Annotated in this window: 24 protein-coding genes, 1 tRNA gene and 1 riboswitch; of the genes, 7 read left to right on the plus strand and 18 right to left on the minus strand. The window is 69.1% G+C overall.

All coding sequences use genetic code 11. The features are described from left to right. Positions 1–180: 180 nt before the first annotated feature. Positions 181–1,581, minus strand: coding sequence for a DUF445 domain-containing protein (locus ACFWYS_RS43785; RefSeq protein WP_384782127.1), 1,401 nt, complete (start codon positions 1,579–1,581; stop codon positions 181–183). A 198-nt stretch (positions 1,582–1,779) separates the two neighbouring features. On the opposite strand from ACFWYS_RS43785, the gene ACFWYS_RS43790 reads away from it, so the two are divergent. Further along, entirely contained in the window at positions 1,780–3,117 is a 1,338-nt protein-coding gene (locus ACFWYS_RS43790) for an SGNH/GDSL hydrolase family protein (RefSeq protein WP_384782129.1), read from the plus strand. Positions 3,118–3,190: 73 nt separating this feature from the next. Here the strand turns inward: ACFWYS_RS43790 and ACFWYS_RS43795 are convergent, their stop codons facing one another. From ACFWYS_RS43795 to ACFWYS_RS43810, 4 genes are read right to left on the minus strand one after another with little or no spacing between them, the layout of a single operon-like run. After that, positions 3,191–4,009: a DUF1707 domain-containing protein gene (locus ACFWYS_RS43795; protein ID WP_384782131.1), complete on the minus strand. Its 819-nt coding sequence runs from the start codon at positions 4,007–4,009 to the stop codon at positions 3,191–3,193. A 33-nt stretch (positions 4,010–4,042) separates the two neighbouring features. After that, positions 4,043–5,098: an ATP-binding cassette domain-containing protein gene (locus tag ACFWYS_RS43800; RefSeq protein ID WP_384782133.1), complete on the minus strand. Its 1,056-nt coding sequence runs from the start codon at positions 5,096–5,098 to the stop codon at positions 4,043–4,045. Positions 5,099–5,107: 9 nt separating this feature from the next. Then, complete coding sequence (locus tag ACFWYS_RS43805) at positions 5,108–5,872, minus strand: ABC transporter permease (protein WP_384782185.1); 765 nt, start codon at positions 5,870–5,872, stop codon at positions 5,108–5,110. Positions 5,873–5,921: 49 nt separating this feature from the next. Continuing rightward, on the minus strand, positions 5,922–6,722 hold the full coding sequence (locus ACFWYS_RS43810; protein ID WP_384782187.1) for an ABC transporter permease: 801 nt from the start codon (positions 6,720–6,722) through the stop codon (positions 5,922–5,924). A gap of 235 nt (positions 6,723–6,957) precedes the next feature. On the opposite strand from ACFWYS_RS43810, the gene ACFWYS_RS43815 reads away from it, so the two are divergent. Beyond that, positions 6,958–9,342 (plus strand): transglycosylase domain-containing protein, encoded by a 2,385-nt coding sequence (locus tag ACFWYS_RS43815; RefSeq protein WP_384782135.1) that lies wholly within the window; start codon positions 6,958–6,960, stop codon positions 9,340–9,342. Between the two features lie 55 nt (positions 9,343–9,397). Here ACFWYS_RS43815 and ACFWYS_RS43820 read toward each other — a convergent pair whose 3' ends face one another. From ACFWYS_RS43820 to ACFWYS_RS43830, 3 genes are all read right to left on the minus strand, one after another. Next, positions 9,398–9,718 carry a DMT family transporter gene (locus ACFWYS_RS43820; RefSeq protein ID WP_384782136.1) on the minus strand — a complete coding sequence of 107 codons (321 nt, stop codon included), beginning with the start codon at positions 9,716–9,718 and terminating at the stop codon, positions 9,398–9,400. 36 nt (positions 9,719–9,754) lie between these two features. Continuing rightward, positions 9,755–9,825, minus strand: a riboswitch (guanidine-III (ykkC-III) riboswitch). Positions 9,826–9,872: 47 nt separating this feature from the next. Next, the gene (locus ACFWYS_RS43825) at positions 9,873–10,229 is read right to left on the minus strand and encodes a GroES family chaperonin (protein ID WP_384782138.1); all 357 of its coding nucleotides are present in this window, start codon (positions 10,227–10,229) and stop codon (positions 9,873–9,875) included. 54 nt (positions 10,230–10,283) lie between these two features. Next, positions 10,284–10,613 carry a DUF3618 domain-containing protein gene (locus ACFWYS_RS43830; protein WP_384782140.1) on the minus strand — a complete coding sequence of 110 codons (330 nt, stop codon included), beginning with the start codon at positions 10,611–10,613 and terminating at the stop codon, positions 10,284–10,286. Between the two features lie 95 nt (positions 10,614–10,708). Here ACFWYS_RS43830 and bcp point away from each other — a divergent pair, with 95 nt between their 5' ends. Both bcp and ACFWYS_RS43840 read left to right on the plus strand, forming a co-directional pair. Then, positions 10,709–11,176, plus strand: coding sequence for a thioredoxin-dependent thiol peroxidase (gene bcp, locus ACFWYS_RS43835; protein ID WP_384782141.1), 468 nt, complete (start codon positions 10,709–10,711; stop codon positions 11,174–11,176). Positions 11,177–11,215: 39 nt separating this feature from the next. Beyond that, positions 11,216–11,302, plus strand: a tRNA-Leu gene (locus ACFWYS_RS43840). 1 nt (position 11,303) lies between these two features. On the opposite strand, the gene rdgB is transcribed toward ACFWYS_RS43840, so the two are convergent. From rdgB to ACFWYS_RS43860, 4 genes are all read right to left on the minus strand, one after another. Next, positions 11,304–11,909 (minus strand): RdgB/HAM1 family non-canonical purine NTP pyrophosphatase, encoded by a 606-nt coding sequence (rdgB, locus tag ACFWYS_RS43845; RefSeq protein ID WP_384782143.1) that lies wholly within the window; start codon positions 11,907–11,909, stop codon positions 11,304–11,306. Between the two features lie 51 nt (positions 11,910–11,960). After that, positions 11,961–12,365, minus strand: a complete 405-nt coding sequence (locus ACFWYS_RS43850) for a hypothetical protein (RefSeq protein ID WP_384782145.1) — start codon at positions 12,363–12,365, stop codon at positions 11,961–11,963. A 146-nt stretch (positions 12,366–12,511) separates the two neighbouring features. After that, on the minus strand, positions 12,512–13,267 hold the full coding sequence (rph, locus tag ACFWYS_RS43855) for a ribonuclease PH (RefSeq protein ID WP_384782147.1): 756 nt from the start codon (positions 13,265–13,267) through the stop codon (positions 12,512–12,514). A gap of 106 nt (positions 13,268–13,373) precedes the next feature. Next, positions 13,374–13,625 (minus strand): PTS glucose/sucrose transporter subunit IIB, encoded by a 252-nt coding sequence (locus ACFWYS_RS43860; RefSeq protein WP_272117401.1) that lies wholly within the window; start codon positions 13,623–13,625, stop codon positions 13,374–13,376. A 108-nt stretch (positions 13,626–13,733) separates the two neighbouring features. On the opposite strand from ACFWYS_RS43860, the gene ACFWYS_RS43865 reads away from it, so the two are divergent. Together ACFWYS_RS43865 and ACFWYS_RS43870 are read left to right on the plus strand one after the other, a co-directional pair. After that, positions 13,734–15,023: a PTS transporter subunit EIIC gene (locus ACFWYS_RS43865; RefSeq protein WP_384782149.1), complete on the plus strand. Its 1,290-nt coding sequence runs from the start codon at positions 13,734–13,736 to the stop codon at positions 15,021–15,023. Between the two features lie 187 nt (positions 15,024–15,210). Further along, positions 15,211–16,476: a PTS transporter subunit EIIC gene (locus ACFWYS_RS43870; protein WP_384782151.1), complete on the plus strand. Its 1,266-nt coding sequence runs from the start codon at positions 15,211–15,213 to the stop codon at positions 16,474–16,476. 74 nt (positions 16,477–16,550) lie between these two features. On the opposite strand, the gene ACFWYS_RS43875 is transcribed toward ACFWYS_RS43870, so the two are convergent. Then, positions 16,551–17,303, minus strand: a complete 753-nt coding sequence (locus tag ACFWYS_RS43875; RefSeq protein WP_384782153.1) for an MBL fold metallo-hydrolase — start codon at positions 17,301–17,303, stop codon at positions 16,551–16,553. A gap of 223 nt (positions 17,304–17,526) precedes the next feature. On the opposite strand from ACFWYS_RS43875, the gene ACFWYS_RS43880 reads away from it, so the two are divergent. Then, complete coding sequence (locus tag ACFWYS_RS43880; RefSeq protein WP_384782154.1) at positions 17,527–17,985, plus strand: type II toxin-antitoxin system PemK/MazF family toxin; 459 nt, start codon at positions 17,527–17,529, stop codon at positions 17,983–17,985. 66 nt (positions 17,986–18,051) lie between these two features. On the opposite strand, the gene ACFWYS_RS43885 is transcribed toward ACFWYS_RS43880, so the two are convergent. The 5 genes from ACFWYS_RS43885 to ACFWYS_RS43905 all read right to left on the minus strand — a co-directional run bounded on the left by ACFWYS_RS43885 (position 18,052) and on the right by ACFWYS_RS43905 (position 21,621). Then, a complete protein-coding gene (locus ACFWYS_RS43885; protein WP_384782156.1) occupies positions 18,052–19,002 on the minus strand; it encodes a PLP-dependent cysteine synthase family protein in 951 nt (316 codons plus the stop codon). A gap of 5 nt (positions 19,003–19,007) precedes the next feature. Continuing rightward, positions 19,008–19,286, minus strand: coding sequence for a MoaD/ThiS family protein (locus tag ACFWYS_RS43890; RefSeq protein ID WP_272117389.1), 279 nt, complete (start codon positions 19,284–19,286; stop codon positions 19,008–19,010). Between the two features lie 117 nt (positions 19,287–19,403). Beyond that, positions 19,404–19,499 carry a putative leader peptide gene (locus tag ACFWYS_RS43895; protein WP_019759525.1) on the minus strand — a complete coding sequence of 32 codons (96 nt, stop codon included), beginning with the start codon at positions 19,497–19,499 and terminating at the stop codon, positions 19,404–19,406. Between the two features lie 109 nt (positions 19,500–19,608). Beyond that, positions 19,609–20,031, minus strand: a complete 423-nt coding sequence (locus ACFWYS_RS43900) for a M67 family metallopeptidase (protein WP_272117387.1) — start codon at positions 20,029–20,031, stop codon at positions 19,609–19,611. 153 nt (positions 20,032–20,184) lie between these two features. Next, complete coding sequence (locus tag ACFWYS_RS43905) at positions 20,185–21,621, minus strand: amino acid permease (protein WP_384782159.1); 1,437 nt, start codon at positions 21,619–21,621, stop codon at positions 20,185–20,187. Positions 21,622–21,697 lie beyond the last annotated feature (76 nt).

Raw genomic sequence — 21,697 nt, forward strand, 5'->3', positions numbered from 1 at the left:
GTGTCCGCCCGCAGTGGTCGGCGTCAACACGCGGTACCTCTTGGCCTAAGGCGACCGCCGATCCGAGGACGGACACCCCCCGGCGCGGCCCCGACCCACAACGCAGCCCAAGGCGCTACGCACGCCCCCACCGAACACCAGCAGGCCGCCGCAGGCATCCCCGGCCCAACCGCCGGAGGCCTACGCCCCCAGCCCCCGCGAAACCGTATAGATCAGCAACCCGGCCAACGACCCCACCACAGTGCCGTTGATCCGAATGAACTGCAGATCACGCCCGATGTGCGCCTCGATCTTCCGCGTGGTGTGCTCGGCGTCCCACCCGGCCACGGTGTCGGTGATGAGCAAGGTGATCTCCTTGCGATACGTAGTCACGACATGCACAGCCGCATCCTCGACCCACCGATCCACCTTGCCCTGCATCAAGGGCTCCGCAGCCATCCGCGCCCCCAGCGACAGCAACGACGCCCGCACCCGCAACCGCAGCTCACTGCGCTCGTCCTCCGCCGCCGACACGATCATGGCGCGCACGGCGGTCCAGGCGGACGCGATCAGGTCCTGCACCTCACCCCGAGCCAGCACCTCCCCCTTCAGCCGCTCCACCCGCGCCCGCGTCTCGGTGTCGGACTGCAGATCGGAGGCGAAGTCGATGAGGAACCGGTCGAGGGCCCCACGAGCCGGATGGGACGGCATGTCACGCATCTCGACGCAGAAGCGGACCAGCTCCCGGTAGACCCGCTCACCGACCTTCTTGTCGACGAACTTCGGCGTCCACCCGGGCGCACCCCCCTGCACGGCCCCCATCACATCGTCCCCGTGCAGCACCAGCCAGTCGTGCGCCTTGGCCACGATCAGATCGACGGCCCGCACATGCCCCCCGTCGGCGACGATCCCCTCCAGCATTTTGCCCACCCCGGGCGCGATCTCCCGCGCATCGGCCCGCCGGGTGATCGCCTCCCCGACCACGGCCTGGACATCGGAGTCACGCAGCACGGTCAGCGCACCCCGCAGCGCGGTGGCCAGCTCGGCCGTCACCCGGTCGGCATGCGCGGGCTCCGCCAGCCAGGCCCCCAGCCGACTCCCGATCCCGACGGCCCGAAGTCTCTGCCGCACCACGTCCTCGGAGAGGAAGTTCTCCCCGACGAACTCTCCGAGTGACACCCCCAGCTGATCCTTCTTGTTGGGAATGATCGCGGTGTGCGGGATGGGAATCCCCAGCGGATGCCGGAACAGAGCCGTGACGGCGAACCAGTCGGCCAGCGCACCGACCATGCCGGCCTCGGCGGCCGCGGCGACATAACCGGCCCACGCACCGGCGCCCTCGTTGGACGCCCACTTCGCGAGGACGTAGACCACCGCCACGAACAACAGCAGCCCGGCGGCGGTGAGCTTCATCCGCCGCACCCCGCGCCGCTTCTCCTCGTCGGCCGCGCTGAACACCGTCATCGCGCGTACGGCCGATGCGGGGACGCCCCGGTTATCGGCGTCATCCGGCCGGGCATGCTGCTCTACGACACGCGCTCCCGTTTCATCCGGATTCGTACGTTCCATCCGCTCCACCCGTCCAGGATCCCCCGCACCCATTGTCCCTACCTGACCGACTCCTGGAACGAATCAAGAGTTCCCGGCGTCTGTTCGGTGGGGGGAGGTCGATGGCGAACTCCGGATGAACTCCGGCGGCCCAATGGGGGGTCCGTGCAACTCCCTTCCGCCTTGTGACGCATCATGAGGTGATCACATCGGAGCCTCGGGCTCCCATCCGCCCGAGGAGACACGCACCGCATGACCAGGCGTAACGGTTATGCCCTGCTTTCCGCGATGATCGCCCTGATCGTCACGCTTTCCGCCGCCATATACATCGGAGTCGCCTCCGACGAAGGCAGCGCCACCAGCAGGAGCGCCCCCACCAAGCAGGGCACCGGCCGCGGCCCCGCCGCCCCCGCCTCCACGGGCATCTGGGTCGGCGCCTGGTCCGCCTCCCCGGTCGGCGCCGAGCGCGGCACCGAGGTCCAGGGCCTGGCGGGCCGCTCCGTCCGCAATGTCGTGCACACGAGCGTGGGCGGTACGAGCGCCCGGATCACGCTGTCCAACCTGTACGGCCAGTCGGCGCTGACCATCACGCACGCGTCCATCGCCGTGGCCGCCGGGACGCAGACCGCGGCGGCCGTCGCGGACACCATGCGGCGACTGACCTTCGGCGGCAACACCACGGTCGTCATCCCGCCCGGCCAGCAGGTGCTCAGCGACGCCGTACGCATGGCGATCCAGGCGGACGCCGACATCCTGGTCACCACGTACTCCCCCACCCCGTCCGGCCCGGTGACCTTCCACCCGCACGCACGCCAGACCAGCTACGTCGCCGACGGCGATGTCACCGAGGACGCGACCGGCGTGGCGTACACGGGCCGGGTCGGGTCCTGGCGGTACCTGACCGCGCTGGACGTGCTGAGCAACGAGTCCAACGGCACCGTCGTGGTCTTCGGCGACTCGCTGACCGACGGCATCACGTCCACCGAGAACGCCAACCGCCGCTGGACGGACGTCCTGTCGCGCAGGCTGCGCACGGCGATCGCGGCCGGTGCGGACCTGCCGCGCTACAGCGTCGTCAACCAGGGCATCAGCGGCAACCAGATCCTCGCCAGCGGCTCCGGGCGCCCCGCGGACAACCAGGCCGGCATCGGCCGCTTCCACCGCGACGCCCTGTCCCGTACGAACGTCAAGGTCGTCGTCATCGACCTCGGCGTCAACGACATCCTGCGCAACCCGAACCTCGCCGACCCCGACCGCATCCTCGACGGCCTGCGCACCCTGGTCCGCCAGGCCCACGCCCGCGGCCTCAAGGTCATCGGCGCGACCCTGATGCCCTTCCAGGGCCACCGCGGCTACACCGACGCCCGCGAGAACGTCCGCCAGCAGATCAACGCCGGAATCCGCGCGGGCCGGGTCTTCGACGCGGTGGTCGACTTCGACAAGGCGGTCCGGGACCCGTACAACCCGCGAAAGTTCCGCCCCGACTACGACTCGGGCGACCATCTGCACCCGAGCGACAAGGGCTACGAGCAGATGGGGGAAACCTTCGCCCTGGAGGACCTGAGGGGCGCGGCTCCGGCGAAGCTGTAGCGGGACAGCGGGACGGCACCCGGCAAGCCGCCACCCGGCACTCAGCCCCCGCCCCACCCAGCCCACGTCCCCCTCAGTCCTCGCCCCGCTCCCGCTCCCGCCTCCGCCCCTTCTCCCACCGATCCCCCCGCTCATCATGCACATGGCGCCGCATCTCCTGATGCTCGTCCAGCATCCCCAGATGCGCCTCGTACTGCTCCTCCCGGGCCGAAGACCGCAGCTCCCGCCGCTCCAGCTTCTCCCGCCGCCGCTCCTCCCGGAGCTCCTGCTTCTGCGCCCGCGTCAGCTTCCGCTCGACCCCGACGCCGCCCCAGAAGGCGAAGCCGGTCACGATCACCCGAGGTCCCCCGGGATCCCCGGGCACGCCCTCCTCCCGGTGGTCGAAGCCCCCCATGATCCCGATCCCGCGCACCACCACCTCGACCCCGGGCGGCACGATCACCTCGACCCCGCCCATGATCGCGACACAGTTGATCTCGATCTCCCGGTCCGCGAAGTTCGCGTCCCGCAGGTCGATCTCCCCGCCGCCCCAGAAGGCGAAGCAGTTGAACCGCTTCGGCGCCGTCCACCGCCCCTTGCGCTGGAACCCGGACATCACGGCGACACCCCAGGTCGAGGAGCCCTCGCCGCCGACGATCCGCCCGCCCCAACTCCCCTCGACGGCCCCGGACTTCTTGACCATGTCGACCTGGGGCACGGCCACCTCACCGACGGGCAGGTCCCGGGTGATCGGCGCCAGCTCACCGTACGTACGGGCCTTGTACGTGGCGTCCAGGCGTTCCTCGAACTCCTCCATGTCGAGACGCCCCTCCGCGAGGGCGTCCCGCAGGACCTCGGCGACTCGTTCACGATCTGCGTCGGAGGCACGAAGCTCCGGGGCATCGTCGGTCATGCACAGCAGCCTACGAGCAACCCCGCCCCGGGGCTACGAGATCGCTCGCCCCGCCTGCCCGGCCTCCTCCGCCCGCTCCGCCCGCCCCGCCTGCTCCACGTACATCTTGGCGATCACGGCCTCGATGTCCGGCTCCCGTACCGACAGGTCCACCAGCGGATACTCCGCCGCGATCCGCGCCACCAGCACCGCAGCCGACTCGGCCGCCGGGAACGCCAGCCACTGCCGGGGCCCTTCCACCTTGACCACGCGCGCGGGTGCCGCCTCGATCGGCGGCAGCTCGCGCTCCAGGTCGACGACGAGGATCCGTTCGCTCTCCCCCACCTCGTGCAGCCCGGCGAGCGGGCCGTCGTACATGAGCCGCCCGTGGTCGATGACCATCACCCGCGAGCACAGTTGCTCGATGTCCTGCAGATCGTGCGTGGTCAGCAGCACCGTCGTGCCGCGCTCGGTGTTCACCTCGCGCAGGAACTCGCGGACCTTCGCCTTGGAGATGACGTCGAGCCCGATCGTGGGCTCGTCCAGGTACAGCACGTCGGGGTCGTGCAGCAGTGCCGCCGCGATGTCGCCGCGCATCCGCTGGCCGAGGGAGAGCTGGCGCACGGGGACGTCCAACAGCGCCTCCAGGTCGAGGAGTTCGACCAGCCGATCGAGATTCTCGCGGTAACGGCCGTCCGGGATGCGGTACATGCGATGCATCAGCTTGTACGAGTCGATCAGCGGCAGGTCCCACCACAGCGTCGTACGCTGCCCGAACACCACCCCGATACGGTGCGCGAGGCGCTTGCGCTCGCGGGAGGGGTCGATGCCGGCGACGCGCAGCCGGCCGCCGCTCGGGGTGAGGATCCCGGTCAGCATCTTGATCGTGGTTGATTTTCCGGCGCCGTTCGGCCCGATGTAGCCGACCATCTCGCCGCGCGCCACGGTGAAGGAGATCGAGTCGACGGCCCGCACCTGCCGCCGCTCCCGCTTGAGGAAGCCGGTCTTGCGGCGCACCTCGAAGACCTTCTCGACACCGTCCAGTTCGATGAACGTCTCTCCCATGCGCTCCCTGTCCTCCCTGTCCGCCGTGTTCTCGCCGTCCTCCATCGCCCGCCCCTAACTCCCCGTGCTCCGATACGACCGCAGCCCCGTCCGCCACGCCAGACCGGCCAGCGCGCAGCACGCCGCCGCCACCAGCGGGGGCGCGCAGACCGTCCACTGCGGCAGGGCGATCGGGTACGGGCGCCCCAACACATGGGCGGCGGGCACCCAGTTGACGAAGGCGAGCGGCAGGACGAAGGTCACGCCGCGCACCAGGTCCTTGCCGAACACGGTCGGCGGGTACTGCAGCAGCGTGGTCCCGCCGTAGGTGAACGCGTTCTGTACCTCGGCGGCGTCCTGCGCGTAGATCTGGAAGGCGGCGCCCGCCACGAACACCGCCGAGAAGATCGCCGCGCCGCTGATCACCATCACCGGCAGCAGCAGTACCTTCGCGGCGGTCCAGTCGACGTCGACCGACATCAGCGCCCAGCCCAGCACCAGCCCGCCCTGGACGATCCGGCCGAGGCGGCGCAGCGCGAACCGGTCGGCGCCGACCTGGACGAGCACCGGCGCGGGCCGTACGAGCAGTGTGTCGAAGGAGCCGTCGCGCATCCGGGCGCCCAGGACGTCCATCGAGCCGAGCGCCAGGTCGGCGATCCCGAACGCCGTCACGGACAGCCCGTACAGGAAGGCGACCTCGGGCAGCGACCAGCCGCCCAACGTGTCGACCTGCGAGAACATCAGCAGGATCCCGACGAAGTCCATGCCGGTCATCGTCAGGTTGCCGATCAGCGTGATGGCGAAGGAGGTGCGGTAGGTCATGCTGGAGCGCACCCACATCCCGGCGATCAGCCGGTAGGCCCGCAGCCCCTCGGCGACGGCACCGCGCTCACCCACCCTGCACCACCACCCGCCGCGTCGCCGCCGACTGCAGCAGCCGCCCCGCCGCCAGCAGCACCACCGCCCACGCCGCCTGGAAGGCGAACGCGTTCAGCGGGTCGGTCTCGCCCATCAGCACATCGGCGGGCATCTGGATCTGCGCCGCCCACGGCAGCAGTTGCACGATGTCGCCGAACTGTCCCGGGAAGGCGTTCAGCGGCAGCACTATGCCGGAGAAGAACACGCCCGTGATCATCATGGCCTGTGCGACGCCCATGCCGTCCATCAGCCAGAACACGCTCAGCGCCGCCAGATAGCGGATCGCGAAGCTGACGATCATCGCCAGCACGAGCGCGACCAGACAGGCCGCCCAGGGGGTGACCTCCGTGGGCAGCGCCATCGGGAAGAAGAGCGCACCGAACACGAAGGGGACCACTCCCCGGCCCAGCAGCTGGAACAGCGAGCGCCCCATGTCGCCCGCCAGCCACCAGAGTTGGAGGTCGGACGGCCGATAAAGGTCTACGGCGATCTCCCCGGTGCGGATACGCTCCATCAGGTCCTTTTCCGCACCGCCGCCCTGGATGGCCAGCGTCGCGTACAGACACTGTCCGAGCCACACATAGGTGACCGCCTGCGCCTGGTCGTACCCCCCGAGGTGCGGCTTCTCGTCCCAGAGCGCCAGGTACGTGTAGACGAGGATCACGCCGAAGACGGTGTTGGTGAACACCCCGGCCGCCGTGGCCGCCCGATATGTCGCGTATCGTCTGAACCCGCCCACTGCGACGGCTAAGTACAACCGCCCCGATCCCACATCCACAGCCCTCCTCGCCCGCGCACGGCACCGAAGCGCAGGAGCCTAGTGCGCGGACGAGAAGAGCTGCCAGCGGATTTCGGGCGGCGTCCGGCGAGAGAGTCTGCTCACTTTCACGGACGCGCGCCGGTTTCCGGGAACGGAACGACCGGTGCGAGAGTCTTCGATTGGGGGCGCAACTAGGCGTACGAGGCGTACGGGAACGTACGACGCGAAACAGGAGTCCGTGCACGACATGAGTGACGAGCAGCAGCCGGCACAGCAGCCGACCCGCGGTCCCGGGCGGCCGAGACGGACGGGCTGGCGACGGATCATCCCGACCTGGCGGACGGTGCTCGGCACCTTCGTCATCGGCGCGCTGCTGCTCTTCGGGCTGTTCTTCCTCGGCTACTCGCTGGTCAAGATCCCGCCGGCCAACGCGCTCGCGACCAAGCAGGCCAACGTCTACATGTACGCCGACGGCTCCGTGATCGCCCGCGACGGCAAGGTCAACCGGGAGAACGTCACCCTCGCGCAGATCTCCAAGGACGGCCAGCACGCGATCCTGGCCGCCGAGGACCGGGACTTCTACACCGAGTCCGCCATCGACCCCAAGGCGATGCTGCGCGCCGCGTGGAACACGGCGACCGGCAAGGGCAAGCAGTCCGGCTCCACGATCACCCAGCAGTACGTGAAGAACTACTACCTGCGTCAGGAGCAGACCCTGACCCGCAAGGTGAAGGAGTTCTTCATCTCGATCAAGCTGGACCGTGAGACGAGCAAGGACGACATCCTTGAGGGCTACCTGAACACCAGCTTCTTCGGCCGTAACGCCTACGGCATCCAGGCCGCGGCCCAGGCCTACTACGGCATGGACGCCAAGGACCTGGACCCGGCCCGCGCCGCCTACCTGGCCGCACTGGTCAACGCGCCCAGCGAGTACGACGTCATCGCCCACCCGGAGAACAAGAGCGCGGCGCTGGCCCGCTGGAACTACGTCCTGGACGGCATGGTGACCAAGGGCTGGCTGCCCGAGTCCGAGCGGGCGGGCATCAAGTTCCCGATGCCCAAGGAGGCCACGGTCTCCACCAACCTCTCGGGGCAGCGCGGTTACATCGTGCGGATCGTGAAGGACTACCTGATCAAGAACAAGATCGCCACCGAGGCGGATCTGGAGGCCGGCGGCTACCGCATCACCACCACCCTGCAGAAGAAGAAGCAGGACGCCTTCGTCGACGCCGTCAACGACCAGCTGATGTCCAAGCTGGACAAGAAGAACAACAAGGTCGACAACTACGTCCGCGCGGGCGGCGCCTCCGTCGACCCGAAGACCGGCAAGGTCGTGGCGATGTACAACGGCATCGACTACGTGAAGCAGTACACCCCGAACGCCACCCGCCGGGACTACCAGGTCGGCTCCATCTTCAAGCCGTTCGTGCTGACCTCGGCCGTGGAGAACGGCTCGACCACCCAGGACGGCCGCCAGATCACCCCGAACACGATCTACGACGGCACCAACAAGCGCCCCGTGCAGGGCTGGTCCGGCGGGAGCTACGCCCCGGAGAACGAGGACCAGTACTCCTACGGCGACATCACCGTCCGTACGGCCACCGACAAGTCCGTCAACTCGGTGTACGCGCAGATGGCCGTGGACGTGGACGCCGAGAAGGTGAAGGACACCGCGATCGAGCTGGGCCTGCCCACCGACACCCCGGAACTCCAGGGGGTTCCCTCCATCGCGCTCGGCACCGCCACCGCCAGCGTCCTGGACATGGCGGAGGCCTACGCAACGCTCGCCAACCACGGCAGGCACGGCACGTACACCATGATCGAGAAGGTCACCAAGGACGGCGCCGACGTCATCGAGCTGCCGGAGCGCAAGACCTCCCAGGTCATCAGCCGGGAGGCCGCCGACACCACCACGTCGGTCCTGCAGAGCGTCGTGGAGAACGGCACCGGCTCCCCCGCACAGGCCACAGGGCGCCCGGCGGCGGCCAAGACCGGCACCGCGGAGGAGGACAAGGCCGCCTGGTTCGCCGGGTACACCCCCGACCTCGCCACCGTCGTCTCCGTGATGGGCCAGGACCCGGACACGGCCGCGCAGAAGCCCCTGTACGGCGCGCTGGGCCTCAACCGTATGAACGGCAGCGGCCCGCCCGCCGGGATCTGGGCCCAGTTCACCAAGGCGGCCCTGAAGGGCAAGCCGGTCAGCGAATTCGACCTGGAGCTCCAGGAGGGCGCGGACGTACCCCAATACCCGACGACCGACCCGACCCAGGGTGACGAGGACGAGGGCGACGAGGACGACGACGGCGCCACCGGGAAGCCCACCCCCGGCACGGACACCGAGGGCCAGACCGGCAGCGAGACGCCGGGCCAGACGGACGGCGGCACCACGGGCGACACGACGACCGGCGGCACCACGGACGGGGGCACGACCACCGACGGCGGCACGACCGGCGACACCAGCGACGGCGGCACCACCGACGGAGGCACGACCGACGGAGGCGCCACGGGCGGCGACGACGGCGGGACCGACACCGGAGGCGGCACGGGCGGCGACGACGGCGGGACCGACACCGGGGGCGGCACGACGACGGGGACCACGAACGGGCTGGTGAGTTCGACCCGCAGACAGTGACCGCCGGGCCGGCCCAGTCACCGCCGGGCCGGCTCGGTATCACCGCCGGGCCGGCTCAGTGACCGCTGGTCGCCTTCAGACCCACCACGGCGACCAGCAGCAGGGACACGAAGAAGATCCGCGCGGCGGTGACCGGCTCACCCAGCACCGCCATGCCGACGATCGCCGCACCGGCCGCGCCGATGCCCACCCACACGCCGTAGGCGGTACCGATGGGCAGGGACTTCGCGGCGTACGACAGCAGCAGCATGCTGGCGACGATGCCCGCGCCGGTGAACAGGCTGGGGACGAGCCGGGTGAAACCGTCGGTGTACTTCATGCCGATCGACCAGCCGACCTCAAGCAGACCGGCGACGACGAGCAGGACCCAGGCCATGACAGGCACCTCCGAGACGTGACGACGTAAAGCGGGGGTGCGTCGTCTTTTCCTGCATCCCGGTACGGCGCGTCTCGTCGGGCTCCTTCAAAGCTAGCAAAGAAGCAGAAAAAGGGGCTGGTGACCATGGTCACCAGCCCCTCGAACTACAGAATCACAGGTAGAGCCCCGTCGAGTCCTCGGACCCCTCGAACCGGTCGGCGGCCACGGCATGCAGATCACGCTCACGCATGAGCACGTAAGCGACCCCGCGCACCTCGACCTCGGCACGGTCCTCCGGGTCGTACAGGACCCGGTCGCCGGGCTCCACGGTCCGGACGTTCTGCCCCACCGCGACGACCTCGGCCCAGGCCAGCCGACGGCCGACGGCCGCGGTGGCGGGGATGAGGATGCCGCCACCGGAACGCCGCTCGCCCTCGCCGGTGTCCTGCCGCACGAGTACACGGTCGTGCAGCATCCGGATGGGCAGCTTGTCGTGATGGGTGCTGTGCTCGTTTCTGTTGGCGCTCACGCCTTGAACCTACCTGCCTTTACCGCGCCCGTACGCCGCCGGGTCCGCCGTCACTCAGCCCTTGCGGCGCCGGGTGCCGAGCGCCAGCAGGCCCACCAGGCCGACGGCGACGAGCGCGACGGGCACGATCCGCTCCAGGCGGGGCGCGCCCTCCTCGTTGGTGAACTGGGCCTTGACATCGCTCACGGCCCGGTTGACCCCGACGTAGGCCCTGCCGAGCGTGTGGTCGATGTTCGACACGATCTTGGCCTTGGCGTCGCCGACGATCGTCTTCGGGTGCACACGCACCCCGATCTCGTCGAGCGTCTCGGCCAGACTTGCGCGGCGGGCTTTGATGTCCGCCTCGATCTGCGCCGGTGTTCTGGTGTCCGACGTGTCCGCCACCGTACGGCCTCCGAAGTGAAGCTGATGCTGTTTCCGGACAGTCTGTCAGCTCCACGCCGGACCGCACTGTCAGGCTCCCCGGTTACGCTGGTCCGATGAGCGAGCGACTCCAGCCGGGGGACGTGGCCCCCGCCTTCACCCTGCCCGACGCCGACGGCAACGAGGTGTCCCTCTCGGACCACAAGGGCCGCAAGGTCATCGTCTACTTCTACCCGGCCGCCCTGACACCCGGCTGCACCAAGCAGGCCTGTGACTTCACGGACAACCTGGAGCTGCTGACCGGCGCCGGATACGACGTGATCGGCGTCTCCCCCGACAAGCCGGAGAAGCTCGCCAAGTTCCGCGAGCAGGAGTCCCTGAAGGTCACGCTGCTCGCCGACCCGGAGAAGTCCGTCACCGAGGCCTACGGCGCCTACGGCGAGAAGAAGAACTACGGCAAGACCTACATGGGCGTCATCCGCTCCACGGTGGTCGTGGACGAGGAGGGCAAGGTCGAGCGGGCGCTGTACAACGTGCGGGCGACCGGCCACGTGGCGAAGATCATCAAGGACCTGGGCATCTGAGCACCCGGCCCGGCCAGTAGCATGGCCGGGCAAGGTCATGCGGCCGTGGTGGAATTGGCAGTCACGCTGGGTTTAGGTCCCAGTGGGGTAACACCCGTGAGGGTTCGAGTCCCTCCGGCCGCACCACCTATCGCGCGAGCAGCTCGCGCACGACGGGCACCAGCGCCCGGAACGCCTTGCCCCGGTGGCTGATCGCGTTCTTCTCCTCGGCGCTCAGCTCGGCGCACGTCCTTCTCTCCCCCTCCGGCTGGAGGACGGGGTCGTACCCGAAGCCGTTCGTACCGACGGGGGCGTGCCGCAGGACGCCCCGCAGCTGCCCCTCGACCACGCGCTCCGTGCCGTCCGGCAGGGCGAGGGCGGCGGCGCAGGCGAAGTGGGCGCCGCGGTGGGCGTCGTCGATGTCGCCCAGCTGGGCCAGCAGCAGTTCCAGGTTGGCCCTGTCGTCACCGTGCCGGCCGGCCCAGCGGGCGGAGAAGATGCCGGGGGCGCCGCCCAGGACGTCGACGCACAGCCCCGAGTCGTCGGCGACGGCGGGCAGTCCGGTCGCCCGGGCCAGGGCGTGGGCCTTCAGCAGCGCGTTCTCGGCGAAGGTGACGCCGGTCTCCTTGACGTCGGGGACGTCCGGGTAGGCGTCCGCGCCGACGAGGTCGTGGTGCAGTCCTGCGTCGGCGAGGATCGCCCTGAGCTCGGTGATCTTTCCGGCGTTACGGGTGGCGAGGATGAGGCGGGTCATGGGGTCCAGTATCCCGGCCGGCCCGCCGGCCCTTCAGCGCAGTCCCGGGTGTTACGGCGTGCAGACCTTGGTCAGTTCGCCGGCGGCGTTGGTGACCGGGCTGATGTCCGGGGTCTTGTCGCCGTTCTTGATGGAGTCACGGACGTTGGTGACGGCCGTCTGGAGGTCGTCCACCGCCTTGTTGACGTCGGCGTTGTCCGTCTTGTCGCCGATCTTGTCGAGGTTCTTGTCGATGGAGGTCAGGGACTCCTCAAGCTGCGTCGGGTCGTTCGCGGCGTTCTCCACGGCCTGCTGGAGTTCCGTGACGCTGTCGGCTATGGCGTCGGCGGTCTGGACGCAGTCCATCGCCTTGCTGACGGCGTCACAGCCGGTGGTCAGCCCGGCCGTCAGCCCGACTGCCGCGACTGCTGCGGCGGCTATGGCGATACGGCTCCGGCGGCGTCGGCTCGTGGCCATGTGAACGGTCCCTCCCTGCTCAAGGCCTTGCAGGCCCCCCGTGTTCGGTGGCCGGGCGCACAGCGGTGGCCGTACGCCCGTACCCCTAGTGACGCCGGGGCAGGCGGCGGGGTTGCCCGAAGAGGCGGCTCTTCTTGGTGTGTCCTTTACTTTTCGAGGACGGTATCAAGTGCCTTGCGCTGCAGTTCCGCCAGCTCCCCGCAACCGGAAACGGCGAGGTCCAGAAGGGAGTTGAGCTCCTCGCGGGCGAAGGGCTCGGCCTCGGCGGTGCCCTGGACCTCGACGAAGCGGCCGTCGCCGGTGCAGACGACGTTCATGTCGGTGTCGGCCTTCACGTCCTCCTCGTAGCGCAGGTCGAGCAGCGGGACGCCGCCGACGATGCCGACCGAGACGGCGCTGACGGTGCCGGTGAGCGGCTTGCGGCCGGGCTTGATCAGCTTCTTGCCCTGGGCCCAGGCGATGGCGTCGGCGAGGGCGACGTAGGCGCCGGTGATGGCGGCGGTGCGGGTGCCGCCGTCGGCCTGGAGGACGTCGCAGTCGAGGACGATCGTGTTCTCGCCGAGCGCCTTGTAGTCGATGACCGCGCGCAGGGAGCGGCCGATCAGGCGGCTGATCTCATGGGTACGGCCGCCGATCTTGCCCCGCACGGACTCACGGTCGCCGCGGGTGTTGGTGGCGCGGGGCAGCATGGCGTACTCCGCGGTGACCCAGCCCTCGCCGCTGCCCTTGCGCCAGCGCGGGACCCCTTCGGTGAAGGAGGCGGTGCACAGGACCTTCGTGTCGCCGAAGGAGACGAGGACGGAGCCCTCCGCGTGCTTGCTCCAGGCACGTTCGATGGTGACCGGGCGGAGCTGTTCGGGAGTACGACCGTCGATTCGAGGAAGTGAGGAGGTGGCTGCCATGCGGGTGAGCCTAGCCGCAGGGCGACAGACCCTGGAATCTGGAAGGGGCCCCTCCCGAGGTGGGAAGGGCCCCTCAGGCTCTGAAGCCCGGGACGATGCCCGCGCTTCACATCATGTCTTCGATCTCCGCCGCGATCGGGTCGGCGTCGGTGCCGATGACGACCTGGATGGCGGTGCCCATCTTCACGACGCCGTGGGCGCCGGCGGCCTTCAGGGCGGTCTCGTCGACCAGCGAGGCGTCGCTCACCTCGGTGCGGAGTCGGGTGATGCAGCCCTCGATCTCCTCGATGTTGTCGATGCCACCGAGCCCGGCGACGATCTTCTCAGCCTTGCTGGCCATTTCGGTCTCCTCATGCACTGTTGGCCCAACTTCACGAGCGGTTGCGTCATGCGTACCGAAGGATGACGTCACAGCAACCCCATCGTCGTAACTGGTCTACACCACCCGACAGGCGGCCGCCAACCCATGACTGCCGAGACCGAGCCCTCTCCCGCGCGCCGGCGGTGGCAGGCGGCGTTCCAGGGGCTGCAGAAGATGGGCCGCAGCCTGCAGCTTCCCATCGCCGTCCTGCCGGCCGCGGGCATTCTCAACCGCCTCGGCCAGCCGGACGTCTTCGGCGACGAGGGCCTCGGGTGGGACAACCTGTCGAAGGTGATGGACGGCGCGGGCGGCGCGCTGCTCGACAGCGCGCTCGGGCTGCCGCTGCTGTTCTGCGTCGGCGTGTCCATCGGTATGGCGAAGAAGGCGGACGGCTCTACGGCGCTGGCGGCGGTGGCGGGGTTCCTCGTCTACTACAACGTGCTGCGCGAGTTCCCGGAGGACTGCCCGGACGGCACGAAGGAGATCACCGACATCGGCTGCGCCGCGACCGACGGGACGGTGAGCGCGTACACCTACCAGAACCCTGGCGTGTTCGGCGGCATCGTCATCGGCCTGCTGACGGCCTTCTTCTGGCAGCGCTACCACCGCACCAAGCTGGTGGACTGGCTCGGCTTCTTCAACGGACGACGTCTCGTCCCGATCATCATGGCGTTCGTGGCGATCGTGTTCGCGGTGCTCTGTCTGTGGGTCTGGCCGCCGATCGGTGAGTCGCTGGAGAACTTCAGCGACTGGATGAGCGACCTGGGCTCCTGGGGCGCGGGCGTGTTCGGCATCGCCAACCGCGCGCTGCTGGTCGTGGGCCTGCACCAGTTCCTCAACGTGCCCATCTGGTTCCAGTTCGGCAGCTACACCAAGCCCGACGGCGAGGTCGTGCACGGCGACATCAACATGTTCCTCGCGGGCGACCCGACCGCCGGCCAGTTCACCTCGGGCTTCTTCCCGATCATGATGTTCGCCCTCCCGGCGGCAGCCCTCGCGATCACCCACTGCGCCCGGCCGGAGCGCCGCAAGGAGATCGGCGGTCTGATGCTGTCGGTGGCGCTGACGTCGTTCGTCACCGGCATCACGGAACCGATCGAGTACTCGTTCCTCTTCGTCGCCCCGCTGCTGTACGCGGTGCACGCGCTGCTGACGGGTGTCTCGATGGCGGTGACCTGGGGGCTCGGGGTGCACGACGGGTTCAGTTTCTCGGCCGGGCTGATCGACTACGTCATCAACTGGAACCTGGCCACGAAACCCTGGGCGATGATTCCGATCGGCCTCGGCTTCGCCGTCGTCTATTACGCGATCTTCCGTTTCGCGATCACGAAGTTCGACCTGAAGACGCCGGGCAGAGAGCCCGAGGACGAGGTCGAGGACGTCACAAAGGTCTGACCAATCAGGGCACTGCGCGTAGCACTCCGGTTGCGGAATTCACGGGTTCCTTATATCGCCCTCACCGTGCTACAACAGGTCTACACCACTCAGTGGTGTAGACCAGACGCCGCCGTCCCCTTCCTGTCCCCGGGCGGCGCCATGCCCTCCCCCAGCCTACGGCCGGGCGGACCCCCTGGAGGAAGTTGTGACCACGGCCAGCGCCGCTCCCGCGGCCGACAAGAAAAAGGGCGCCGCTGCGATGGCTGTGATGCAGCGCATCGGCCGCAGCCTGATGCTGCCGGTGGCGGTGCTGCCCGCAGCCGCTCTCCTGGTTCGCTTCGGCAACACCGACATGCTGGGCGACCCGGAGTACCCCGCGTTCCTCACGAAGATCGCGGGCTTCATGGCGGCCGGCGGCAACGCGATCCTCGACAACATGGCGCTGCTGTTCGCCGTCGGTATCGCGATCGGCTTCGCCAAGAAGTCGGACGGCTCGACGGCGCTCGCGGCCGTGGTCGGCTACCTGGTCTTCAAGAACGTGCTCGCCACGTTCACCGACCCGAACCTGCCGCAGGTGGCGAAGGCCGTCGACGGCAAGGTCGTCATGGTCGACGCACCGGTGGACGCCAAGGTCCTCGGCGGCGTGGTGATGGGCATCGTCGTCGCCCTCCTCTACCAGCGCCTCTACCGCACCAAGCTCCCGGACTGGGCGGGCTTCTTCGGCGGCCGCCGACTGGTCCCGATCGTCTCCGCCTTCGCGGGCCTGGTCATCGGCATCGTCTTCGGCTACATCTGGCCGGTCCTCGGCACGGGCCTGCACAACTTCGGTGAGTGGCTGGTCGGTTCGGGCGCCGTCGGCGCCGGCATATTCGGTGTCGCCAACCGCGCCCTGATCCCGATCGGCATGCACCACCTGCTCAACTCGTTCCCGTGGTTCCAGGCGGGCGAGTACCAGGGCAAGAGCGGTGACATCGCCCGCTTCCTGGCCGGTGACCCGAGCGCCGGACAGTTCATGACCGGCTTCTTCCCGATCATGATGTTCGCGCTGCCGGCCGCCTGTCTGGCGATCGTGCACTGTGCCCGCCCGGAGCGCCGCAAGGTCGTCGGCGGCATGATGTTCTCCCTCGCGCTGACGTCCTTCGTCACCGGCGTGACCGAGCCCATCGAGTTCACCTTCATGTTCATCGCCCCGGCCCTGTACGCCGTCCACGCGGTCCTCACCGGCGTCTCGATGGCCCTGACCTGGGCGCTCGGCATGAAGGACGGCTTCGGCTTCTCGGCCGGCGCGGTCGACTTCGGCCTGAACCTGGGCATCGCGACCAACCCGTGGGGCCTGGCCCTGGTGGGCCTGTGCTTTGCCGCGGCCTACTACGCGATCTTCCGGTTCGCGATCACCAAGTTCAACCTGCCGACGCCGGGCCGCGAGTCCGACGAGGAACTCGCCGAGCTCCAGAAGGCGGAGGCGAAGTAGGCCGGACGGCCCGCCAACGACGACGAAGGCCCCGGAACCTCTTCGGTTCCGGGGCCTTCGCGCGGATACGGGCCTCAGATCTCGTACGTCTGCCGCGGCGCCGCCAGATGCACCGGACCGTCGTAGACCTCACGCGCGTCGGCCAGGTTGACCTGGGGGTCGGTCCACGGCGGGATGTGGGTGAGGACCAGGCGGCGGGCGCCCGCGCGGGCCGCCGACTGACCTGCCTCACGGCCGTTGAGGTGCAGGTCGGGGATGTTCTCCTTGCCGTGCGTGAAGGCGGCCTCGCACAGGAACAGGTCGGCGTCGCGGGCGAGTTCGTCCAGGGCGGTGCTGATGCCCGTGTCGCCCGAGTAGGTCAGCGTCTTTCCACCGTGCTCGATCCGGATGCCGTACGCCTCCACCGGGTGGGCGACGCGCTCCGTGTGCACCGTGAACGGGCCGATCTCGAAGGTGGACGGCTTGACCGTGTGGAAGTCGAAGACCTCGCTCATGGACGAGGCGGTGGGGGTGTCGGCATAGGCGGTGGTCAGTCGCTGCTCGGTGCCCTCGGGGCCGTAGACCGGGATCGGGTCGCAGCGGCCGCCGTCGTGCCGGTAGTAGCGCGCCACGAAATACGCGCACATGTCGATGCAGTGGTCGGCGTGCAGATGGCTGAGGAAGATCGCGTCGAGGTCGTAGAGACCGCAGTGGCGCTGCAGCTCGCCAAGGGCGCCGTTGCCCATGTCGAGGAGCAGCCGGAAGCCGTCGGCCTCGACGAGGTAGCTCGAACAGGCCGATTCCGCGGACGGGAACGACCCCGAGCAGCCGACGACGGTGAGCTTCATGAAACAGAAACCTCCGCTGGCGGGAAATCCAGAAGATCGAGGAATGGGGCGTCGGGGGTCGTGCGGTTTGTCGAGCGTAAGGCGCAAAACCTCCGGTCGCTCCTCCGCCAAGGGCTGTTGTGGGCGAACTCACCTGTGGTGTCACGCGTTCGGCTGGACGCGGGGAGTGTGAGGCGGGAGTGAAGGCGCGCGGGGGTGAGTGCGCGCCGGTACCTTCGTCCCTATGGACACGTCATGGTGGCTGGCGCTCGCGGCGGTGGTACTGCTCGCGCTGGTCGCCGCGCTCGTCGACGGGTGGGGGCGGCGACGGCCCGGGGGGCGGCGGACGCGGCCGCCCGGACGGCCGCAGCGGCGGGGGCGGGCACCGGGTGGCCGGCCGGAGCCCGCGGAGATCTGGTGGGCCCGGGTGCCGTACGAGGACGGGCCGGGCGCCAAGGACCGGCCGTGTCTGGTGGTCGCGGTGCGGGGGCAGCAGGTCACCGTCGCGAAGATCACCAGCAAGTACCGGGACGAGCGGTACGGGGTGATCCCGCTGCCGCCTGGTTCGGTCGGGGACACCCGGGGCCGGGCCAGCTTCCTGGAGACGGGCGAGCTGCGAGACGTACCGGTGTCGGACTTCCGGCGGCGGGTCGGGGTGATGGACCCGGTCGTGTGGGACCAGGTCCGTCACCTCTCGACGTGACCTCGCGACATGGCCTCTCGGCGTAGGCGCTCCGCCGGGGAGGCCGCGCCCTTTACGGGGCGCCGCTCATGCCCAGAGCTGACCCTGCAGGGTCTCGATCGCTTCCTCTGTCGTGGCCGCCGTGTAGACGCCGGTCGAGAGGTACTTCCAGCCGCCGTCGGCGACGACGAACACGATGTCGGCGGACTCCCCCGCCTTCAGCGCCTTCGCCCCGACACCGATCGCGGCGTGCAGCGCGGCGCCGGTGGAGACGCCCGCGAAGATGCCCTCCTGCTGGAGGAGTTCGCGGGTGCGGGTGACCGCGTCGGCCGAGCCGACCGAGAAGCGGGTGGTCAGGACGGAGGCGTCGTACAGCTCGGGGACGAAGCCCTCGTCGAGGTTGCGCAGGCCGTAGACCAGGTCGTCGTAGCGCGGTTCCGCCGCGACGATCTTGACGTCCGGCTTGTGTTCACGCAGGTAGCGGCCGACGCCCATGAGGGTGCCGGTGGTGCCGAGGCCCGCCACGAAGTGGGTGATGGAGGGGAGGTCGGTGAGGATCTCCGGCCCGGTCGTCGCGTAGTGGGCGCCCGCGTTGTCCGGGTTGCCGTACTGGTAGAGCATCACCCAGTCGGGGTGCTCGGCCGACAGCTCCTTGGCGACGCGTACGGCGGTGTTGGAGCCGCCCGCCGCCGGGCTGGAGATGATCTCCGCGCCCCACATGGCGAGCAGGTCCCGGCGCTCCTGCGAGGTGTTCTCGGGCATCACGCACACGATGCGGTAGCCCTTGAGCTTCGCCGCCATCGCCAGCGAGATGCCGGTGTTTCCGCTGGTCGGCTCCAGGATCGTGCAGCCCGGGGTGAGACGGCCGTCCTTCTCCGCCTGCTCGATCATGTGCAGGGCGGGGCGGTCCTTGACCGAGCCGGTGGGGTTGCGGTCCTCCAGCTTGGCCCAGATGCGGACGTCCTCGGACGGCGACAACCGCGGCAGGCACACCAGGGGGGTGTTGCCGACCGCGGCGAGCGGGGAGTCGTAGCGCATCCGGATCAGGCCATACCGCCGGCCACGGCCGGCAGGATCGTGACGTTGTCGCCGTCGGCGAGCTTGGTGTTGATGCCCGCGAGGAAGCGGACGTCCTCGTCGTTGAGGTAGACGTTGACGAAGCGGCGCAGCTCGCCGCCGTCCACGATGCGGGCGTGGATGCCCGCGTGCCGGGTCTCAAGGTCGGTGAACAGCTCGGCGAGGGTCTCACCACTGCCCTCCACCGCCTTCTGACCGTCGGTGTAGGTGCGGAGGATGGTGGGGATGCGGACCTCGATGGCCATGGCTCAGGGCTCCTGTCGGGAGTAGTCGATCGGGGGCGCGCGGCAGCGCAAGTACAGCAGGGGTGGTGCGTGGGTGCGGCGCCGCGGCTCACGGCCGTACGGCGGCAGGGTGTCGCGTCAACAGATGGCGCTGGCGAGCCTGCACAGGTCGACGTGCAGCCGCGCAACGAGCAGCATGCCCGGCGTCTTTTCGCTCACGTCGTGGGAAACCATGGGGTCATCGTATCGATTCCCGGTCCGGCTTTTGGAATGTGATCCCACATCGCGGACGCTTTTCGGCCGGGGAGTGAGACCGCGCTGTTCAGGTCGGCCGTCGGCGGGCTCAGTACGCCTCTACGACCTTGACCTCCTCCTCCGTCACCTCGCCGTCGACGATGCGGAAGGAGCGGAACTGGAAGTCACCGAGGCCGTCGGTGTCGGCGGTGGAGACGAGCACGTAGTGGGCGCCGGGCTCGTTGGCGTAGGAGATGTCGGTACGCGAGGGGTAGGCCTCGGTGGCCGTGTGGGAGTGGTAGATGACCACCGGCTCCTCGTCGCGGTCGTCCATCTCGCGGTAGAGCTTGAGCAGGTCGCCGGAGTCGAACTCGTAGAACGTGGGCGACATGGCCGCGTTCAGCATCGGGATGAAGCGCTCGGGGCGGTCCGAGCCGGCGGGGCCCGCGATGACGCCGCACGCCTCGTCGGGGTGGTCCTTGCGCGCGTGGGCGACGATCTGGTCGACGAGGGCCTGGGTGATGGTCAGCATGTCCGTCAGGATAAGCAGAGGGCCGCTCCGTACCGAGGGATGGTACGAAGCGGCCCATATGCCGGACGTGGTACGTCCTGAGCGTGGACGCCTGAGCGGCAGCCGCACGGGGCGCCACGAGTGCTCCCTGCGGCGGGCGTCCACGGCCCTGTGTCAGCCGACCTTCTCGAACTCGGGCTCGCCGCCGCGGTCGGTGATCTGCGGGTTGCGGCTCTTGAGGATCGCCCAGCCGATGCCCAGGGCGAGGGCCCAGCCGGCCGCGACGTACAGGCAGACCCGCGCGTCCTTGTCGTACGCGATCATGCCGGTCACGCCGATGAGGAAGAGGAGCGCGACCCAGCTGAAGAGCGCCCCGCCGGGAGCGGGGAAGGACGAGGCGCGCAGTCGGCCTGCGTCGACCGCGGAGCGGTAGCGGATGTGGCTGACGAGGATCATCATCCAGGTCCAGATGCCGGCCGCGGTGGCGACAGAGGTGACGTAGGTGAACGCCTTCTCCGGGACGATGTAGTTCAGGACGACGCCGATGCCCATGAGCGCCACGGAGACCGTGATGCCGACGGCGGGCGTCTTGCGGGCGTTGAGCTTGCCGAAGGCGCTCGGGGCCTCGCTGTTGGCGGCGAGGTCGCGCAGCATGCGGCCGGTCGAGTACATGCCCGAGTTGCAGGACGACAGGGCCGCGGTGAGCACCACGAAGTTGACGATGCCCGCGGCGAGCGGGATGCCGATCTTGCCGAAGGCGTGCACGAAGGGGCTCTCACCGGCGTGGAACTCGGTCCACTTGACGACGGAGAGGATCACCGTCAGCGCACCGACGTAGAAGACGATGATGCGCCAGGGCAGGGTGTTGATGGCCTTGGGCAGGGTCTTCTCGGGGTTCTCGGACTCGCCCGCGGTGACGCCGACGAGCTCGACGGCGAGGTAGGCGAACATGACGCCCTGGAGCGTCATCAGGCTGGAGCCGATGCCGTTCGGGAAGAAGCCGTGGTGCGACCAGAGGTTGGAGACGGCGGCGGTGTCACCGGCGTCGGAGAAGCCGAGGGTGAGCACGCCGAGGCCGATGACGATCATGCCGATGATGGCCGTGACCTTGATCATCGAGAACCAGAACTCGACCTCACCGAAGATCTTGACGGAGATCAGGTTGACGCCGAAGAGCACCACCAGGAACACCAGGGCGCTGACCCACTGCGGGATCTCGGGGAACCAGAAGTGGATGTAGATCGCGGCGGCCGTGAGCTCGGCCATGCCGGTGACCACCCACATGAGCCAGTACGTCCAGCCCGTGACGAACCCGAAGAACGGGCCGAGGAACTCCCGGGCGTACTCGGCGAAGGAGCCGGAGACGGGCCGGTAGAGAAGCAGTTCACCCAGGGCCCGCATGATGAAGAAGATGACGACGCCCGCGAGGGCGTACATCAGGATGATGCTGGTGCCGGCCTTCTCGATGTTCGCCCCGGCGCCCATGAACAGGCCGACGCCGATGGCACCGCCGATCGCGATCATCTGGACCTGACGGCTGCCGAGACCCCGCTCGTACCCCTCCTCGGGGGCGCCGGTGGCCTTCGCGTCAGTGACCTTCGAAGAGGTCATGTGTAGTGCGCCTTTCTCCATGCCGACCCGGGCCTTCGTCGGCCGCGGATCGGGTCTCGATCCCCCCGGATTGCTG

This window comes from Streptomyces sp. NPDC059010 (assembly GCF_042740355.1).
In the GTDB taxonomy this organism is placed as follows: domain Bacteria; phylum Actinomycetota; class Actinomycetes; order Streptomycetales; family Streptomycetaceae; genus Streptomyces.

Coding starts and splice junctions, on each gene's coding strand:
- ACFWYS_RS43815 (WP_384782135.1), top strand. CDS start 6,958: ATGAGTGACGAGCAGCAGCCGGCACAGCAGCCGACCCGCGGTCCCGGG.
- ACFWYS_RS43875 (WP_384782153.1), bottom strand. CDS start 17,303: ATGAAGCTCACCGTCGTCGGCTGCTCGGGGTCGTTCCCGTCCGCGGAA.
- ACFWYS_RS43850 (WP_384782145.1), bottom strand. CDS start 12,365: ATGGCCACGAGCCGACGCCGCCGGAGCCGTATCGCCATAGCCGCCGCA.
- bcp (WP_384782141.1), top strand. CDS start 10,709: ATGAGCGAGCGACTCCAGCCGGGGGACGTGGCCCCCGCCTTCACCCTG.
- ACFWYS_RS43900 (WP_272117387.1), bottom strand. CDS start 20,031: ATGCTGACCATCACCCAGGCCCTCGTCGACCAGATCGTCGCCCACGCG.
- ACFWYS_RS43795 (WP_384782131.1), bottom strand. CDS start 4,009: ATGACCGACGATGCCCCGGAGCTTCGTGCCTCCGACGCAGATCGTGAA.
- ACFWYS_RS43895 (WP_019759525.1), bottom strand. CDS start 19,499: ATGGTTTCCCACGACGTGAGCGAAAAGACGCCGGGCATGCTGCTCGTT.
- ACFWYS_RS43785 (WP_384782127.1), bottom strand. CDS start 1,581: ATGGGTGCGGGGGATCCTGGACGGGTGGAGCGGATGGAACGTACGAAT.
- ACFWYS_RS43905 (WP_384782159.1), bottom strand. CDS start 21,621: ATGACCTCTTCGAAGGTCACTGACGCGAAGGCCACCGGCGCCCCCGAG.
- ACFWYS_RS43890 (WP_272117389.1), bottom strand. CDS start 19,286: ATGGCCATCGAGGTCCGCATCCCCACCATCCTCCGCACCTACACCGAC.
- ACFWYS_RS43865 (WP_384782149.1), top strand. CDS start 13,734: ATGACTGCCGAGACCGAGCCCTCTCCCGCGCGCCGGCGGTGGCAGGCG.
- ACFWYS_RS43805 (WP_384782185.1), bottom strand. CDS start 5,872: ATGTGGGTGCGCTCCAGCATGACCTACCGCACCTCCTTCGCCATCACG.
- ACFWYS_RS43800 (WP_384782133.1), bottom strand. CDS start 5,098: ATGGAGGACGGCGAGAACACGGCGGACAGGGAGGACAGGGAGCGCATG.
- ACFWYS_RS43885 (WP_384782156.1), bottom strand. CDS start 19,002: ATGCGCTACGACTCCCCGCTCGCCGCGGTCGGCAACACCCCCCTGGTG.
- rdgB (WP_384782143.1), bottom strand. CDS start 11,909: ATGACCCGCCTCATCCTCGCCACCCGTAACGCCGGAAAGATCACCGAG.
- ACFWYS_RS43790 (WP_384782129.1), top strand. CDS start 1,780: ATGACCAGGCGTAACGGTTATGCCCTGCTTTCCGCGATGATCGCCCTG.
- ACFWYS_RS43880 (WP_384782154.1), top strand. CDS start 17,527: ATGGACACGTCATGGTGGCTGGCGCTCGCGGCGGTGGTACTGCTCGCG.
- rph (WP_384782147.1), bottom strand. CDS start 13,267: ATGGCAGCCACCTCCTCACTTCCTCGAATCGACGGTCGTACTCCCGAA.
- ACFWYS_RS43820 (WP_384782136.1), bottom strand. CDS start 9,718: ATGGCCTGGGTCCTGCTCGTCGTCGCCGGTCTGCTTGAGGTCGGCTGG.